Source organism: Nocardioides sp. J9 (assembly GCF_007829375.1).
Lineage (GTDB): Bacteria > Actinomycetota > Actinomycetes > Propionibacteriales > Nocardioidaceae > Nocardioides.
The window spans coordinates 1-15273 of the sequence record NZ_VLJQ01000098.1; the positions used below are offsets into that span (position 1 = coordinate 1).

The window sequence follows — 15273 nt, forward strand, 5'->3', positions numbered from 1 at the left end:
CAGCCGCGGGTGCTCGCGCATCATGACGTCGTGGACCAGGTCGGGCAGGTCCGGGCGGAACACGTTGACGATGTGCTCGGCGATCTGGTCGGGCTCGAGCTGGGCGTAGAACTCCGCCGGGGTGCCGAGCTTCGCGATGACCTTGTCGACCGCGATGCTGCCCATCTTCGCCGCCCGCGCCGGCACGATGCCCTGCCAGCCGATGCCGCCCTCCATCAGCCCGGGGATCTCCTGGACCTTGCGCGGCATGACGCCCGCCAGCTCCTTGAGCCCCGGCACCCGGATGCCGTGGAAGCTGAGCGGCTTGAACAGCATCCACAGGCCGGACCAGTTGATCAGCCAGCCGATGACGCCGGTGAAGATCGGGATCGAGACGAAGTAGACCCAGTTCACGTGGGCAGCCCAGTCGGCGAGCCAGTCCAGCACCGTCTCCACGTGCACCCCTCGTCCTTGAGTCCCGCTGCGCGCCCCATGCCTCCAACGGTCCCGTGGGCCCGAGGTTAGTGCCTGCGCTCCCGGATGCGACAGGGATCTCAGGACACCCTGTCGCACACACCCGCCCCCACCTCGCCTCCCACTCCTCCCCACCGCCCCGACGTGTGCGGCTTCGTACCGCGAGGTGTGAGGGTTCGTACCGCGAAGTGCGGGTCGTGGCGGCGCGAGGTGCGGGTTGTGGTGGCACGACGTGCGGGTCGTGGTCGTACGAGGTGCGGGTCGTGGTCGTACGACGTGCGCGTCCCGGCGGCGCGAGGGCGAGGTACGCCGCCGCCGTACCGCCACAAGGCACACCTCGCACGACCTCGGGCCACCACGAGGCGCACCTCGCAGAGCCACAAGCCACACCTCGCGGCGCGAACCCTCACACCTCGCGGCGCGAACCCCCACACCTCGCGGCGACAGAGGCGAACGAGCGCCCTCCCAGGCTTGCCGCCAGGCCGGGGGCAGGACCTACGAAAGCCAGCTGCGGCGCGGCCGCGTGGCGCCTGCGCCGCAGGCGCGTCGAGGGCACGTGCGGGCCGAGCCTGCGAGCGCCTGCGCGCAGCCCTCGACAGGCGACGCGCTCGCGCCATCAACGCGGGCGGCGCCAGACGACGACGGCCTGGCTGCTCGACGGCTGCTGCCGGAGCGCAGGGAGGCGGTCGGGGGTGGTGGGGCGGGCGGCGAGGGCCTGGCGGAGGGCCTCGCGGGTGGCCTCGAGCTCGGCGACGAGCTCGGTGTTGCGAGCACGGAGGGCGTCGACGGCGTTCTCGAGGTCGAGGATGCGCTTGACGCCCTCGATGCCGATGCCGGCGGCGGTGAGCTCGGCGATGGCACGCAGGCGCTCGACGTCGCGGTAGGAGTAGCGACGGCCGCCCGACTGCACCGAGATCGGGCGGCCGCCGCCGCCCGTGCGGCCCGGGGTGATCAGGCCGACCCGCTCGTAGGTGCGCAGGGTCTGCGGGTGCAGGCCGCTGAGCTGCGCGGCGACGCTGATCACGAAGACCGCGTCGTCGGGCGCGGGCGGGGTGGGCTGGGGGCGGCGSCCGGCCATCAGGTCGCGTCCTCGAACAGGCCCGCGCGCAGCGAGCTGTTGGCCGTGGCGGCGGCGTACGCCTCGAGGGCGGCCTTCGCCTCGGCGTCGAGCGTGGCGGGCACCTGGACCTCGACGGTGGCGAGCAGGTCGCCGCGGGTGCCGTCGGGGCGGGCAGCGCCCTTGCCGCGCACCCGGAAGGTGCGCCCGTTGGGGGTGCCGGGCGGGATCCGCAGGGTGACCGCGGACCCGCCCATGGTCGGCACCTTCACCTCCGCGCCGAGCGCGAGCTCGGGGAAGGAGACGGGTACGTCGACGGTGAGGTTGTCGCCCTTGCGGCCGAAGACCCGGTGCTGGGTGACCTTCACGGTGACGTAAAGGTCGCCGGCGGGGCCGCCGTTGGCGCCGGGGGCGCCCTTGCCGCGCAGCCGGATCCGCTGGCCGTCCTTCACCCCGGCGGGGATCTTCGCCTGGATGGTGCGGGTGGCCTGGCCGGTGCCGGTGCCGCGGCACGAGGGGCAGGGGTCGTCGTAGACGAGCTGGCGGCCGCCGCAGGACGGGCAGGTCTCGTTCATCGAGAACGCGCCGCCGACCGAGGCGGTGACGAACCCGGTGCCCTCGCACACCGGGCAGGCGTGCGGGCGGGTGCCGGGCTTGCCGCCGGTGCCGTTGCAGGTGGAGCAGGCGCCCTCGGAGCTGATCCGCAGGGCCACCGTGACGCCCTCGAGCGCCTCGGTGAACCCGATCGTCGCGGTCGTCTCGAGGTCGCCGCCGCGGGCGGGCCGGTTGGCCCGCCGCCCGGCGGAGAAGCCGCCGCCGAAGAGGTCGCCGAACAGGTCGCCGAAGCCGCCCCCGCCGCCGGCGCGGTCGCGGAGCAGGTCCTCGACGTTCACGCCGCCGCCGAACCCGCCGCCGCCGAAGCCACCGCCGGCCGGGAACCCGCCGCGGCTGAACAGCTCGCGGGCCTGGTCGTACTTCTTGCGCTTCTCCGGGTCGCCGACGACGTCGTAGGCCTCCGCCACCGCCTTGAACTTCTCGTGCCTGGCGGTGTCGCCGGGGTGCGAGTCGGGGTGGTTGGCACGCGCGAGCTTGCGGTAGGCCTTCTTGATCTCGTCCTGCGACGCGGTCTTCGCGACGCCGAGCTCCTTGTAGAAGTCCTTGGTGGCCCAGTCGGACCGGATGCCGTCGTCACTCATCGCGCACCTCCCCTCTCCTCTGGTCCGTCAGTGTCCACGAGCGTGCGTACGTCGGTGGGCGGCGCCACGCCGGGCAGCGGGCTCAGCCCTCGGCCGGGTCGACGACGAGGACCTGCGCGGCGCGCACGACCCGGTCGCCGATCTTGTAGCCGGCCTTGGCGATGACCTTGCACGTGGTGACCTCGACCTCGGGGTCGGTGCCGATGTGCGAGAGCGCCTCGTGCAGCTCGGGGTCGAACGGGTCGCCGACCTCGCCGAACTTGGCCAGGCCCAGGCCCGACACGACGCGCTCGAGCTGCTCGGCCGTCGCCTTGAAGCCGCCCTCGAGGGGCTCGTGCTCGCGGGCGCGGTCGATCGTGTCGAGGACGTCGATGATCGGGGTGAGCGCGGCGTAGGTCGCGTTCTCCTTGATCAGCTCGCGGTCCCGCTCGACGCGGCGCTTGTAGTTGAGGAACTCGGCCTGCAGGCGCTGCAGGTCCAGGGTCCGCTCCTCGAGCGCCATCTTCGTCACGGTGAGCTCGTCCTCCTCGGGCGTCGGCTCGGCGGCCTCGCCCTCGGCCGGCGCGCCCTCGGTGGCCGCCGCGTCGTCCGCGGCGGTGTCGGGGCCGTCGACCTGGCCGTCGGCAGCCGCGTCAGGCTGCTGGTCGGGCTGCTGATCGGGCTGCTGGTCGGGCTGCTGGTCGGCAGCGGTGTCCGGGGCAGGGTCGCCCCCGGGCGAGGGAGCCGCAGCCTCCTGCGGCTCCCCCTCCGGGGTGAGGTGGTCCTCGGTCACTTGGCGTCGCCCTCGGTGTCCTCGTCGATGATCTCGGCCTCGACGACGTCGTCGTCGGACTCGCCGGTCGCACCGGTCGAGCCGCCGGCGGCGGCGGAGTCGGCCTCGGCCGCGGCGTACATGGCCGCACCCATCTTCTGGCTGGACTCGCCCAGCTTGCTGATGGCGGCCTTGAGCGTGTCGCCGTCGGCCTCGGCGTTCTCGAGCGCGGACTTGAGCGCCTCGACGTCGGCGGTGACCTCGGTCTTCACGTCGTCCGGGATCTTGTCGCCGTTGTCGGCGAGGAACTTCTCGGTCGTGTAGACGAGCTGGTCGCCCTGATTGCGGAGCTCGACGGCCTCGCGACGCTTGGCGTCCTCCTCGGCGTACTGCTCGGCCTCCTTGACCATCCGGTCGATGTCGTCCTTCGACAGCGCGCTGCCGCCGGAGATGGTCATCGACTGCTCGCGGCCGGACGCCTGGTCCTTGGCGGAGACGTGCACGATGCCGTTGGCGTCGATGTCGAAGGTGACCTCGATCTTCGGCACGCCGCGCGGGGCCGGCGGGAGGCCGGTCAGCTCGAAGTTGCCGAGCGGCTGGTTCTGCGACCAGATCGCGCGCTCACCCTGGGCGACCTTGATCTCGACCGACGGCTGGTTGTCGTCGGCGGTCGTGAAGATCTCCGAACGCTTGGTCGGGATCGTGGTGTTGCGCTCGATGAGGGTGGTGAACACACCGCCCTTGGTCTCGATGCCGAGGCTGAGCGGGGTGACGTCGAGGAGCAGCACGTCCTTGACCTCACCGGCGAGGACACCGGCCTGCAGGGCCGCACCGACCGCGACGACCTCGTCGGGGTTGACGCCCTTGTTGGGCTCCTTGCCGCCCAGCATCTCCTTGACCAGCTCGGTCACCGCGGGCATGCGGGTCGAGCCACCGACGAGGACCACGTGGTCGATCTCGGAGAGGCTGACGCCGGCGTCCTTGAGGACGTTCTGGAAAGGCGCCTTGGTGCGCTCGAGCAGGTCGGCGGTGAGCCGCTGGAACTCGGCGCGGGTGAGCCGCTCCTCGAAGTGCAGCGGGCCGTTCTCGCCGTGGGTGATGTAGGGCAGGTGGATCGTGGTGTCGCTGGACGACGACAGCTCGATCTTCGCCTTCTCCGCGGCCTCCTGGAGGCGCTGCGCGGCGATCTTGTCGGCCGCGAGGTCGACGCCGTTGGCGTCCTTGAACTTCTTGACCATCCACTGGACGATCGCGTTGTCCCAGTCGTCACCACCGAGGTGGTTGTCACCGCTGGTGGCCTTGACCTCGACGACACCCTCGCCGATCTCGAGCAGGGACACGTCGAACGTGCCGCCTCCGAGGTCGTAGACGAGGATCGTCTGGTCGTCGCCCTTGTCGAGGCCGTAGGCCAGCGCGGCCGCGGTGGGCTCGTTGACGATGCGGTCGACCTTGAGGCCCGCGATCTCGCCGGCCTCCTTGGTGGCCTGGCGCTGCGCGTCGGAGAAGTACGCCGGGACCGTGATCACCGCGTTGGTGACGGTCTCGCCGAGGTAGGCCTCCGCGTCCCGCTTGAGCTTCTGCAGGATGAACGCCGAGATCTGCTGCGGGGTGAAGTCCTTGTCGACCGGCTCGCCGATGCGCTGGGTCCAGTCGGTGCCCATGTGGCGCTTGACCGACCGGATGGTGCGGTCGACGTTCGTGACCGCCTGGCGCTTGGCGACCTCGCCGACGAGCACCTCACCGCTCTTGGCGAAGGCGACGACGGACGGCGTGGTCCGGGCTCCCTCCGCGTTCGCGATGACCGTGGGCTCGCCGCCCTCCAGGACCGCGACGACGCTGTTCGTCGTACCGAGGTCGATGCCGACAGCTCGTGCCATGTGTTGTGCCCTCCGTCTGTGTGCTGGTCTGCAGCTCGTGGTTTAAAGATACTTGAGCCGGATCGACTCAAGTCTGACACAGGGCACAACGGGGGCCGGCGGCGGGTTTGTTCCCGGGCGCAACGATTTTCTGCGTGGTCCCTCGGTGGTTCCTCCGTGGAACCCGCCACGGGTCCGCCCAGTGGGTCGGGAAGCGGCCCGGGCAGCGTCCCGGCAGCGGTTCCGACAAGGCGGGAATCCCCCATTCTGACCATGGGCGGCACCACCCGCCCGGCCTACGATCGAGGGGCCGGGGGTGCCACCTGACCCCGGCGCGACATGGGGGACGGCCGATGAGKAGCCCTGTGTCAACGTCAGGCCGCTTCGACACCGCTGAGCAGTGCCTGGAGGGCGCCGTGCTGGTGGGGGTCGTAGGCGGKCTGGTTCTGCCAGCATCGCCAGATCACGCCGAGCCAGGCGCGGGCCAGGATCCTCAGCCACAGGTCGAGCTCGAGGTCGACCCCTGCACCGGCCCCTGCATGTTCCCCGGGCGCCACCGACCCGGCCCCCCCACTTCCCCCATGCCCCATGGTCACGCCGCCCGCCGCCCCTGCCAACCACAGGATGGGGTAGGTCGGGCGGTGCCGAGGGGACACCTTCCGGGGCACGGAAGGGCGGTAGTCCCTGACGAAAAGCACCGGGACACGCCGTACGACGGTGCTTTTCGTCAGGGACTACCGCTTTGCCGTGACAGGACGTCTCAGGTAAAGGAGAGGCGCGGTCAGCCGACGCGGACGCGGATCTCGTTGCTGACGGTGCCGTCGTCGCGGTCGATCACGCGGAACCGGTTGAGGCCGCTGACGCCGGTGAAGATGTAGCTGGAGAAGGTGCCGTTGGTGACGCCGACACTGGCGGGGAAGTCGGCCCACGAGCCGTCCTGCCAGCGCTGGACCCACAGGATCGCACCCTCGCCGCCGGGGTAGACGCCGCTGAAGTAGATGCGCTCGCCGGAGCTGACGTTGGTCTTGGCGGCCTGGAGCGAGATCTCGCCGGGCTTCGGAGACTCCGACTCCGGAGACTCGGTCTCCTCCGGCTCCTCGCTCTCCTCGGCGTCGGAGCTCTCGGTCTCGACGGCGTTCGGGTCCTCGGTGTGCAGCGTGATGAGCGGGCCGCTGGACCCGGTGGTCTCGACGGGGCTGGGCAGATACATCGACTCGCGGGCGGTCGAGCCGCCCGCGGCGGAGCCGCCGCCGTCGCCGTCCAGCCCGAGGACCTTGGTGCCCACGAGGGCCACCAGGGCCAGGACGAGGCCGACCCCGAGGCCGACGGCGACCAGCGCCACCAGCCCGTTGAGCACGGGGCGGTCGTACTGGGGATCGTTCTGGTCGCTCACCCGACCATTGTCCGGGTCGCCCGAAGAAATCAGAAACCTCGGGTCCACGCCACGCGCTCGTGCAGCCGGCGCGAGCGCCAGCCGTCCGGGGTGCGCACGAAGGAGTGGTGGTAGGTGCCGCCGACCTCGACGACCCGCTCGCCGCCCTTGCCGTCGGAGATCCGCATCGGGTTGTGGAAGTACGCCGTCACCTCGGCCGCCTCGTTGGCGTCGTCGAGCTCGATGGCGACCTGTCCGAGCATGTGGACGCGGTGGGTGGAGAACGCCGGCAGCGCCTCGGCCAGCCACGCCTTCACCACGGGGTAGCTATCGGAGACGCCGCCGCTCTCGGTGTAGTCGATGTGGGCGTCGGGGGTGAAGACCGTGTCGAGGCGGTCGAAGTCGCCCTCGTCGATGGCGAGGGTGTAGCGGGTGATGGCGTCGGTGATCTCGGCGCGGTCGATCAGGTCCTGCAGGTCCACGGGGGCTCCTCGGCGGTCGGGCGGCTCGGGTCAGCGGGGCTCGAGGACGACGACCGGGATCTCGCGGTCGGTCCAGGCCTGGTAGCTGTCGAAGTCGGCGTAGAGGTCGACCAGGCGCGGCCACAGCGCCGCCCGCTCCTCGGGGCCGGCGACCCGGGCGCGCACCGGCCGGTGGCGCTCGCCGGGGACGGCGACGGCGGTGTCCGGGTTGGCCACGAGGTTGTGGAACCACTGGGGGTGCCGGGGCAGCCCGCCCTGGGAGGCGACGACGACCAGGTTCGGTGCGTCGTCGAGGTAGAGCAGCGGGGTGGTGAAGGTGCGGCCGCTCCTGCGCCCGACGTGGTCGAGCAGCAGCACGGGCACCGGCTTCCTCCAGCCTGCGCCGATGCGCCACTTCGCGCCGACCCGGCCGTTGGTGAGCCGGTAGAGGAAGACGTTCGCCCGGGCGCCGTACTTGATGATCTTCGCGACGACCGGCTTGTCCAGCCCGTCCGGACGCTCCTTGGGCAGTGCAGGCATGGGCGACACTCTGGCACAAATGTAGAACGCGTTCTACTGTGACCGCATGCGCTTCTCCTTCGCCGAGGGCATGACCCACGCGTCGTACTACCCCCCGCTCGCCCAGGCCTGCGAAGCGGCGGGCTACACCTCGATGACCATCGCGGACAGCCTGATCTACCCGCAGGAGTCGGACTCGAAGTACCCCTACACCGACACCGGGGACCGCGAGTTCCTGCTCGGCAAGGAGTTCATCGAGACCTTCGTCCTCTGCGCGCACCTGTTCGCGGTCACCTCGACGCTGCGGCTGACGCCCTTCGTGCTCAAGCTGCCGATCCGCCCGCCGGTGCTCGTCGCCAAGCAGGCCTCGTCGCTGGCGTTCCTCTCCGGCAACCGGCTCGGGCTCGGCGTCGGCCTGTCGCCGTGGCCGGAGGACTTCGCCGCGATGGGCGTGCCGTGGGAGCGGCGCGGCAAGCGGATGGACGAGTGCATCGACATCCTGCGCGGGCTGACCCAGCCCGGCGACGAGCCGACCTTCTTCGGCTACCAGGGCGAGTTCCACTCCTTCGAGCCGCTGCAGCAGTGCCCGGCGCCGACCGAGCGGATCCCGATCCTCGTCGGCGGCCACTCCGACGCCGCACTGCGCCGTGCGGTGCGCAAGGGCGACGGCTGGATGCACGCCGGCGGCGACGGCGAGGAGCTCGACCGCCTCCTGGCCCGGCTCGCAGAGATCCGCAAGGAGGAGGGCGACACCCGCGAGGACTTCGAGGTCCACGTCATCTCCTACGACGCCTACACCCCCGACGGCGTGAAGCGACTGGAGGAGAAGGGCGTCACCGACTGCATCGTCGGCTTCCGCATCCCCTACATCAAGGGGCCGGACACCGAGCCGCTCGAGACCAAGGTCAAGCACCTCGAGCAGTACGCCGAGAACGTGATCGCGAAGGTGAACGGCTGATGAGCGCCGCACTCGGCCTGACCGAGCCGCTGCAGGCCGCGATCGCGGAGGCCGAGGAGCTGATCGCGAACGCCCCCTTCATCCGCACCGAGGCCGACCGGCTCGAGGGCTACGACTACCTCTCCGGGCGGATCCGGATGGCGCTGCAGACCGCGTTCGACTACGACCTCGAGCAGCCCCTGTTCATCAACCCCACCCACCAGTTCTCGCGCCAGGGGCTCGACAACCCCGACGCGGTCTACTTCCACGCCTACCTGCGCGAGGGGGTCGAGTACGTCGTACGCGGGCAGCGGGGGACGTCGGCGGACCTGTCCTTCCAGGTGATGGGCGGCAGCTACAGCGCCGACTCGACGGCGACCTCGCTGATGGCGTTCGACGACCGGGAGCTGACGATCGCGGCCGACGGGACGTTCGAGTTCACCTACGTCGCCGAGCCGGGGGCGAAGACGATGATCGTGCGCGAGGTGTTCAACGACTGGGACACCGAGGAGCGCGGAACGCTGACCATCGAGCGCACCGACACCATCGGCCACCCGCGTCGCGCGCTGACCGAGGCCGTGCTGCGCAAGAAGTACGAGGTGGCCGCGCGCTCGCTCACCGGCTCGATCCAGACGTGGTTCGCCTTCCCCCACTTCTTCCAGTACAAGGAGCCGGTCAACACGCTGACCGTGCCCTCCCGCACCCCCGGCGGCCTGTCCTCGCAGTTCTCCTCGATCGGTCACTACGAGCTGGCCGAGGACGAGGCGATGATCGTCTCCGTGCCGCGCTGCGACGACTGCACCTACCAGGCGATCCAGATCGGCTCGGACTGGTACGCCTCCACCGACTACGAGACGCACCAGACCTCGTTGACCAAGGCCCAGGCGCACTGCGACGACGACGGCGTCATGCGCTTCGTCGTCTCCGAGCGCCCGCCAGCCCTGCTCGACGGCTCCCCCGCCCCGGCCGCGAACTGGCTCGAGACCACCGGGCACCGCACCGGGCCGGTCATGCTGCGCTGGCAGCGACTCACCCGCGACCTCACCGCCGAGGACGGGCCCAGCGTCGAGGTGGTGCCGGTCGACCAGGTGGCCAAGCGACTGCCCGGCCTGGTCGGCCTGTCGCCCGAGCAGTACGCCCGCCGGATCGCCGCGCGGCAGCGGGCAGTGGCGCGGCGGATGCTCTCCTAGGCCCCGCCGGGTAGCACGAGCAACAGCACGAGCAGCAGCGCCCGCCGGCGACCGTGGGTCACCGGCGGGCGCTGTGCTGCCGGTGCTGGGATCAGGTCTGGATCAGGCGGGGATCCAGTCGAAGGTGTCGGGGTTCGGGCCCTGACGACCCGCCTCGCCCTTGTCGAGCGCGGCGATCGCCGCGACCTCGTCCGCGCCGAGCGCGAAGTCGAGGACGTCGAAGTTCTCGGCCAGGCGCGCCTTGCTCATCGACTTCGGGAAGACGACGTCGCCGCGGTCGAGGGCCCACCGCAGCAGCACCTGCGCGGGGGTCTTGCCGTGGCGCTCGGCCACGGCGAGGACGGCCGGGTCCTCGAGCTCGCCGCCACCCTGGCCCAGCGGCGACCAGGCCTCGACGACGGCGCCGTGGCGGGTCGTGGCGGCGCGGACGGCCTCGTTGGCGAAGTAGGGGTGGACCTCGACCTGGTTGACCGCCGGGACGACGCCGGTCGCCTCGACGACCCGGTCGAGGTGGGCGGGCTGGAAGTTCGAGACGCCGACAGAAGTGGCCAGGCCCTCCTCGCGCAGCTCGAGCAGGGCCTCCCAGGTGGAGACGAAGTCGCCGTCGTACTGCGTCGGCAGGGGCCAGTGGATGAGCAGGAGGTCGACGCGGTCGAGCCCGAGCTTCTCGAGCGAGACCCGGGCGGAGTCCTTCGCGTCGGCGGGGCGGTGCCGGTTGTTGTTGACCTTGGTGGTCACGTAGAGCTCGTCGCGCGCGAGGCCGGAGGCGGCGATGGCGGCGCCGACGCCCTCCTCGTTGCCGTACATCTGCGCGGTGTCGACGTGGCGGGGGGCGGACCCAGCGTTAACGGGCCCGACGCGATCGGTCTCGTCAGCCGGCACCTGCCACACGCCGAGGCCGAGCTGGGGGATGGACGTCTGGTCGTTGAGTTCGATCCGGGGAGTGCTCACCCCAGGCTCAACCGGCGACAGGCAGGACTATTCCGGGACAGCCCGTGACGCCGCGGGCCGGCCGACGGGACCGTGCAGCAGGCGGAATCCCGCAAGCCCTTCCCGAAAACTGAAACACGTTCTACTGTGTCCGCCATGGTGGACCTGCTGACCGACAAGGTCGTCGTGCTCTCCGGTGTCGGACCCGGCCTGGGCCGGGCGCTCGGCGAGGAGGCGGCGCGGATGGGCGCGGACCTCGTCCTCGCCTCCCGCACGCCCAGGCGGCTGGAGAAGATGGCCGAGGCCGTGCGGGCCCACGGTCGCCGCGCCCTCGTCGTCCCGACCGACATCACCGACGAGGAGCAGCGCCGGCAGCTCGTCGACGCCGCACTCGCCGAGTTCGGCCGGGTCGACTGCCTGATCAACAACGCCTTCGGCATCCCGCCGATGGACCCGATCACCACCCTCGACCTCGAGGGCCTGCGCACCGCCCAGGAGACCAACGTCTTCGCGCCGCTGCGCCTCTCGGCGCTCTTCGCCGACGCCCTCGCCGCGACCGACGACAAGCCGGGCGGGTCGATCATCATGGTCAACTCCTGCGTCATCTACTCCAGCCAGCCCGAGTACTCCGGCTACAAGCTCTCCAAGGGCACCCTCGAGCACCTCGCCCAGTCTCTCGCCACCGAGCTCGGCCCGCGCGGCATCCGGGTCAACAGCGTCGCGCCGTCCTACATCTACGAGGACGTCAACAAGGCGTACTTCGACTGGATCGCCTCCGAGACCGGCCGCACCCACGAGGAGGTGTACGCCGAGAAGGCGGAGCCCACCGACCTCAAGCGGCTCGCCACGCCGGACGAGGTCGCCCGCGCCGCCCTCTTCCTCGCCTCCGACCTCGCCTCCGCGGTCACCGGCCAGATGCTCAACGTCGACTGCGGCGAGTTCCACGCATGAGCGAGCCCCGCCAGCGCCCGGACGTCGGGTCCTTCGAGGACATCTGCGCCGCCGCCACCCGCACCACCGGCCTCACCGACTTCGGCTTCGCCGAGGCCCCCGGCCACGAGGAAGCGTTCCGGATCCTCGTCGAGGACCTCGCCTCCCCCGAGGCCGGCCTCACCGGCGTCGGCAACTACTTCATGCGCTCGCAGGTCAAGAGTGCGCTCGTCGCCCGGCTGCTGACGCAGGCGCGGTTCGCGGAGCACCCCGAGCTCGAGCAGGTCCGCATCGAGCGGCCGATCATCGTCCTCGGCCTCCCCCGCACCGGGACGACGGCACTGAGCCGGCTGCTGTGCGCCGACCCCGCGCACCAGGGCCTGGAGATGTGGCTGACGGAGTTCCCCCAGCCGCGCCCGCCGCGGGAGACGTGGGAATCCGACCCGATCTTCACCGCCATGCAGGCGGCCTTCCGCGAGCACCACGTCACCAACCCCGAGTTCATGGGGATCCACTACTCCGACGCGGCCGAGCCTGAGGAGTGCTGGCGCGTGCTGCGCCAGACGGGCAAGTCGATCGGCTTCGAGTCGCTGGCCCACGTGCCGACGTACTCCTCCTGGCTGGCCAGCCAGGACTGGACCGACGCCTACGAGCGGCACCGCCGCAACCTGCAGCTGATCGGTCTCCACGACCAGGACAAGCGGTGGGTGCTGAAGAACCCCTCCCACCTGATCGCGCTCGACGCGCTGATGGAGGTCTACCCCGACGCGCTCGTCGTGATGACGCAGCGCGACCCGGTCACCTCCGTGGCGTCGGCCTGCTCGCTGTCGGCCGAGGCGACCGACGGGCACTCGACGACCTTCGTCGGCGAGACCCTCGGCCGCGACCAGCTCGGGCACCTGACCCGGCAGTGGCACGCGTTCTGGCAGGCGCGCGAGAAGTACGACGAGCGCCAGTTCCACGACATCGACTACCGCGCGTTCGTGGCCGACCCCGTGGGCACCGTCGGCGGGATCTACGACGCCTTCGGGCTGGAGTGGAGCCAGGCGGCGCAGGACGCCGTGCGCCGGCTCGACGAGGAGTCGCGCACCGGCCCGCGCCGGCCGTCGCACCGCTACGACCTGGCGGACTACGGGCTCACCGAGGAGCAGGTGCGGGAGTCGTTCGCCCGCTGAGGCGAGCGTGGCCGTCCCGGGCCGGTCCGCCCTCAGTCCGCCTTGACGAGGCAGAAGGTGTGGCCCGCCGGGTCGAGGAAGACCCGGAAGGTCTCGCCGGGCTGGTGCTCGTGCTTGCGGGCGCCGATCCCGACGACGGCCGCCTCTCCCTCGTCGAGGTCGTCGACGTCGACGTCGAGGTGCACCTGCTGCGGGTGCGCCTGGCCCGGCCACTGCGGCGGTCGGAAGTCCTCCACCCGCTGGAAGTGGATGAAGTGGTCGCCGGAGGAGACGGTCGCCCAGCCGCCGTCGGGGTCGGTCTTCGCCGGCCAGCCGAGGATGGCGGCGTAGAACTCTGCCAGGGAGTTCGGCTCCGGGCAGTCGATGACGAACTGGGGGTTGCGTGCGATGGCCATGCCACGACGCTAGGTGCCCCCACCGACATCGGCCGCCGACGGCTCCCCGACCCCTCGCACCGAGCTCCCCGGGAGCTCCGGCAGCCCAGGCGACACGGCCTGCGACCCCTGCGTGCGCGAACGACCCGGTTCGTCACGCGGCCGTCCACAGGCCGGAGGAGGGCGGGTTCCCACGGGGCTCGCCGGGGTCCACGCTGCCGGCATGACCGTCCTGCACCGCACCGTCGCCGACATCGACCTCAGCCTCTGCCTGCCGCACCGGTGGGCCACCCTGCGCGACCCCGGACCCGGCGTCGTGGTCGCCGCCCGCTCACCGGTCGTGCCACGCGGCGGCTTCGTCCCCGAGATCGTGCTGCGCGCCGTCGCGCTCGACGACCTGGCGCCGCCGGTGGCCGGGCTCGACGTGGAGGACGCCGAGGACCTCGAGCTGTCCGGGCGGCCGGTGCGCTACGAGCGCCTCGGCCACCGCACCGGTTCGACGGACGTCGTGACCGAGCGCTGGACCTGGCTCCTCGACGACCGGGCCGTGGTCCTGGCCGGGACCGTGGCGCGGGCCGACTACCCGGACTACTGCGAGCTGTTCGAGGAGGTCGCGGCGACCGTGGAGATCAGCGGCGACGCACCCGGACCCGCGCTCCTCGCCGGGGCACGCTGGTGATGTTGCGGACCTTGGGCACGTCGTGACCGACCGCACCGACGTCGTACCTGCGGAACACCTCGCGCAGCACCTCGACGCCCTCCATCAGCGAGAAGCCCGCGCCGATGCAGCGGCGCACGCCGCCGCCGAACGGGATCCACACGGTGAGCGCCGGCACGTCGTCGCCGAGGAAGCGCTCGGGCCGGAACACCTCGGGGTCCGCGAAGTTCGACTCCTGCTGGTGGCTCATGATGATCGACGGGCCCACGGTGGTGCCGGCAGGCAGGTCCCAGCCGCCGACCGTCGCCGGCGCCATCAGCGTGCGCACGACCATCGGGATGATCGGGTGCAGCCGCATCGACTCCTTGAGCACCGCCTCCAGCCACGCGTCGTCACCCTCGTCCGCCGCCCGCTGGGTGCGCGCCAGCAGGTCCGCGCTGCGGCCGACCTCCACGAGCGCCCACGACAGCGCCGACGCCGTGGTCTCGTGCCCGGCCAGCAGCAGGGTGACCAGCTGGTCGCGCAGCTCGGTGTCGTCCAGGCCGCTGCCCGGCTCGTCCGGGTCGGTGGCCGCGAGCAGCCGCGATAGCACGTCGCTGCGCTCGGCCAGGTCGGCGGCGCCACGGCGCTCGCGGATCTCGGCGTACATCAGCCGGTCGAGCTCGACCTGGTTCTCCACCGTGCGGCGCCACGGCCCGAGCCGCTGCAACCGCGGGTAGGCCCAGCCGAGCAGGATCGCCGGGCTGATCTCGACGGTCCTGTTGACCGCCGGCCGCAGGCGGGCGAGCCGCTGCTCGTCGGTCACGCCGAAGACGACCCGCAGGATCACCTCCAGGGTGAGCGCGTTCATCCGCTCCAGCGCCCGGAACGGCTGGTCCTCCGGCCAGCCCTCGACCTCGGCGGCGGCGACCTCGGCGACCATCGAGCGGTAGCCCCGCAACGCGTGGCCGAGGAAGGCCGGCATCAGCAGCTTGCGGGCCCGGTGGTGCTCACCGCCGTCCTGCAGCAGCAGCGAGTGCTCCCCCATGATCGGGCCGAGGACGGCGTTGCCCTTGCCGGCGTGGAAGACCTCGGGGTCGCCGGCGAAGATCTCCTTCGTCACCTCCGGACGGGTGAACAGCACCAGTGGCCGTCCGCCGGGGACGAGGTTCACCGTGTACGCGTCGCCGTAGCGGCGGTGCAGCCACGGGTGGAACTGGTGGCGGAACCTCATCAGGGCGATCGTCTGCACGATCGCCGGCCAGCGCGGACCCGGCGGCAACGCGTCGACCGGCACCGCCGGGAGGCCGCGCCCGCCGACCACGCTGGTGTGCCGGAACCGGCGCATGGTCAGCTCACGGGTGTCGGGCGTGGTGCGGTCGGCCTCGATCGTCACAGTGCCGACGGTACGCCGCGGCCCCCACCGCCGTCGCGC

At 71.6% G+C, this 15273-nt stretch carries 15 protein-coding genes and 1 pseudogene; 5 read left to right on the forward strand and 11 right to left on the reverse strand.

Features of this window, described 5'->3' with window-relative positions; translation table 11 throughout:
* From L615_RS16700 to L615_RS16740, 8 genes and pseudogenes are all read right to left on the reverse strand, one after another.
* A pseudogene (locus L615_RS16700) lies at positions 1 to 435 on the reverse strand (hypothetical protein); the annotation flags it as partial.
* A gap of 634 nt (positions 436 to 1069) precedes the next feature.
* Entirely contained in the window at positions 1070 to 1531 is a 462-nt protein-coding gene (locus L615_RS16705) for a heat shock protein transcriptional repressor HspR (protein WP_145725803.1), read from the reverse strand.
* On the reverse strand, positions 1531 to 2706 hold the full coding sequence (dnaJ, locus tag L615_RS16710; protein WP_145725804.1) for a molecular chaperone DnaJ: 1176 nt from the start codon (positions 2704 to 2706) through the stop codon (positions 1531 to 1533). Before dnaJ ends, L615_RS16705 begins: the two co-directional genes overlap by 1 nt.
* An 82-nt stretch (positions 2707 to 2788) precedes the next feature.
* Positions 2789 to 3478 carry a nucleotide exchange factor GrpE gene (grpE, locus tag L615_RS16715; protein WP_145725805.1) on the reverse strand — a complete coding sequence of 230 codons (690 nt, stop codon included), beginning with the start codon at positions 3476 to 3478 and terminating at the stop codon, positions 2789 to 2791.
* Complete coding sequence (dnaK, locus tag L615_RS16720; RefSeq protein ID WP_028655297.1) at positions 3475 to 5334, reverse strand: molecular chaperone DnaK; 1860 nt, start codon at positions 5332 to 5334, stop codon at positions 3475 to 3477. Before dnaK ends, grpE begins: the two co-directional genes overlap by 4 nt.
* A 760-nt stretch (positions 5335 to 6094) precedes the next feature.
* Positions 6095 to 6706 carry a hypothetical protein gene (locus L615_RS16730; protein WP_028655295.1) on the reverse strand — a complete coding sequence of 204 codons (612 nt, stop codon included), beginning with the start codon at positions 6704 to 6706 and terminating at the stop codon, positions 6095 to 6097.
* Between the two features lie 29 nt (positions 6707 to 6735).
* Positions 6736 to 7167, reverse strand: coding sequence for a nuclear transport factor 2 family protein (locus L615_RS16735; protein ID WP_145725806.1), 432 nt, complete (start codon positions 7165 to 7167; stop codon positions 6736 to 6738).
* Positions 7168 to 7197: 30 nt separating this feature from the next.
* Positions 7198 to 7686, reverse strand: a complete 489-nt coding sequence (locus L615_RS16740) for a nitroreductase family deazaflavin-dependent oxidoreductase (protein ID WP_028655293.1) — start codon at positions 7684 to 7686, stop codon at positions 7198 to 7200.
* Positions 7687 to 7732: 46 nt separating this feature from the next.
* Between L615_RS16740 and L615_RS16745 the strand changes: the two genes are divergently transcribed.
* Complete coding sequence (locus L615_RS16745; RefSeq protein WP_145725807.1) at positions 7733 to 8623, forward strand: TIGR03619 family F420-dependent LLM class oxidoreductase; 891 nt, start codon at positions 7733 to 7735, stop codon at positions 8621 to 8623.
* Positions 8623 to 9792 (forward strand): hypothetical protein, encoded by a 1170-nt coding sequence (locus tag L615_RS16750; protein WP_028655291.1) that lies wholly within the window; start codon positions 8623 to 8625, stop codon positions 9790 to 9792. The genes L615_RS16745 and L615_RS16750 overlap by 1 nt, the downstream gene beginning before the upstream one ends.
* A 102-nt stretch (positions 9793 to 9894) precedes the next feature.
* Here L615_RS16750 and L615_RS16755 read toward each other — a convergent pair whose 3' ends face one another.
* Positions 9895 to 10743 carry an aldo/keto reductase gene (locus L615_RS16755; protein WP_145725808.1) on the reverse strand — a complete coding sequence of 283 codons (849 nt, stop codon included), beginning with the start codon at positions 10741 to 10743 and terminating at the stop codon, positions 9895 to 9897.
* Between the two features lie 135 nt (positions 10744 to 10878).
* Between L615_RS16755 and L615_RS16760 the strand changes: the two genes are divergently transcribed.
* Positions 10879 to 11673, forward strand: coding sequence for an SDR family oxidoreductase (locus tag L615_RS16760; RefSeq protein WP_145725809.1), 795 nt, complete (start codon positions 10879 to 10881; stop codon positions 11671 to 11673).
* Positions 11670 to 12827, forward strand: coding sequence for a sulfotransferase (locus tag L615_RS16765; RefSeq protein ID WP_028655288.1), 1158 nt, complete (start codon positions 11670 to 11672; stop codon positions 12825 to 12827). The genes L615_RS16760 and L615_RS16765 overlap by 4 nt, the downstream gene beginning before the upstream one ends.
* Before the next feature lie 32 nt (positions 12828 to 12859).
* Here L615_RS16765 and L615_RS16770 read toward each other — a convergent pair whose 3' ends face one another.
* Entirely contained in the window at positions 12860 to 13222 is a 363-nt protein-coding gene (locus tag L615_RS16770) for a VOC family protein (RefSeq protein WP_028655287.1), read from the reverse strand.
* A gap of 202 nt (positions 13223 to 13424) precedes the next feature.
* Between L615_RS16770 and L615_RS16775 the strand changes: the two genes are divergently transcribed.
* On the forward strand, positions 13425 to 13880 hold the full coding sequence (locus L615_RS16775) for a hypothetical protein (RefSeq protein WP_028655286.1): 456 nt from the start codon (positions 13425 to 13427) through the stop codon (positions 13878 to 13880).
* Here L615_RS16775 and L615_RS16780 read toward each other — a convergent pair.
* The gene (locus L615_RS16780; RefSeq protein ID WP_261376743.1) at positions 13831 to 15234 is read right to left on the reverse strand and encodes a cytochrome P450; all 1404 of its coding nucleotides are present in this window, start codon (positions 15232 to 15234) and stop codon (positions 13831 to 13833) included. The genes L615_RS16775 and L615_RS16780 overlap by 50 nt on opposite strands.
* Between the last annotated feature and the right edge of the window lie 39 nt (positions 15235 to 15273).

Coding starts and splice junctions, on each gene's coding strand:
- L615_RS16775 (WP_028655286.1), top strand. CDS start 13,425: ATGACCGTCCTGCACCGCACCGTCGCCGACATCGACCTCAGCCTCTGC.
- dnaJ (WP_145725804.1), bottom strand. CDS start 2,706: ATGAGTGACGACGGCATCCGGTCCGACTGGGCCACCAAGGACTTCTAC.
- L615_RS16770 (WP_028655287.1), bottom strand. CDS start 13,222: ATGGCCATCGCACGCAACCCCCAGTTCGTCATCGACTGCCCGGAGCCG.
- L615_RS16745 (WP_145725807.1), top strand. CDS start 7,733: ATGCGCTTCTCCTTCGCCGAGGGCATGACCCACGCGTCGTACTACCCC.
- L615_RS16760 (WP_145725809.1), top strand. CDS start 10,879: ATGGTGGACCTGCTGACCGACAAGGTCGTCGTGCTCTCCGGTGTCGGA.
- dnaK (WP_028655297.1), bottom strand. CDS start 5,334: ATGGCACGAGCTGTCGGCATCGACCTCGGTACGACGAACAGCGTCGTC.
- L615_RS16750 (WP_028655291.1), top strand. CDS start 8,623: ATGAGCGCCGCACTCGGCCTGACCGAGCCGCTGCAGGCCGCGATCGCG.
- L615_RS16765 (WP_028655288.1), top strand. CDS start 11,670: ATGAGCGAGCCCCGCCAGCGCCCGGACGTCGGGTCCTTCGAGGACATC.
- L615_RS16740 (WP_028655293.1), bottom strand. CDS start 7,686: ATGCCTGCACTGCCCAAGGAGCGTCCGGACGGGCTGGACAAGCCGGTC.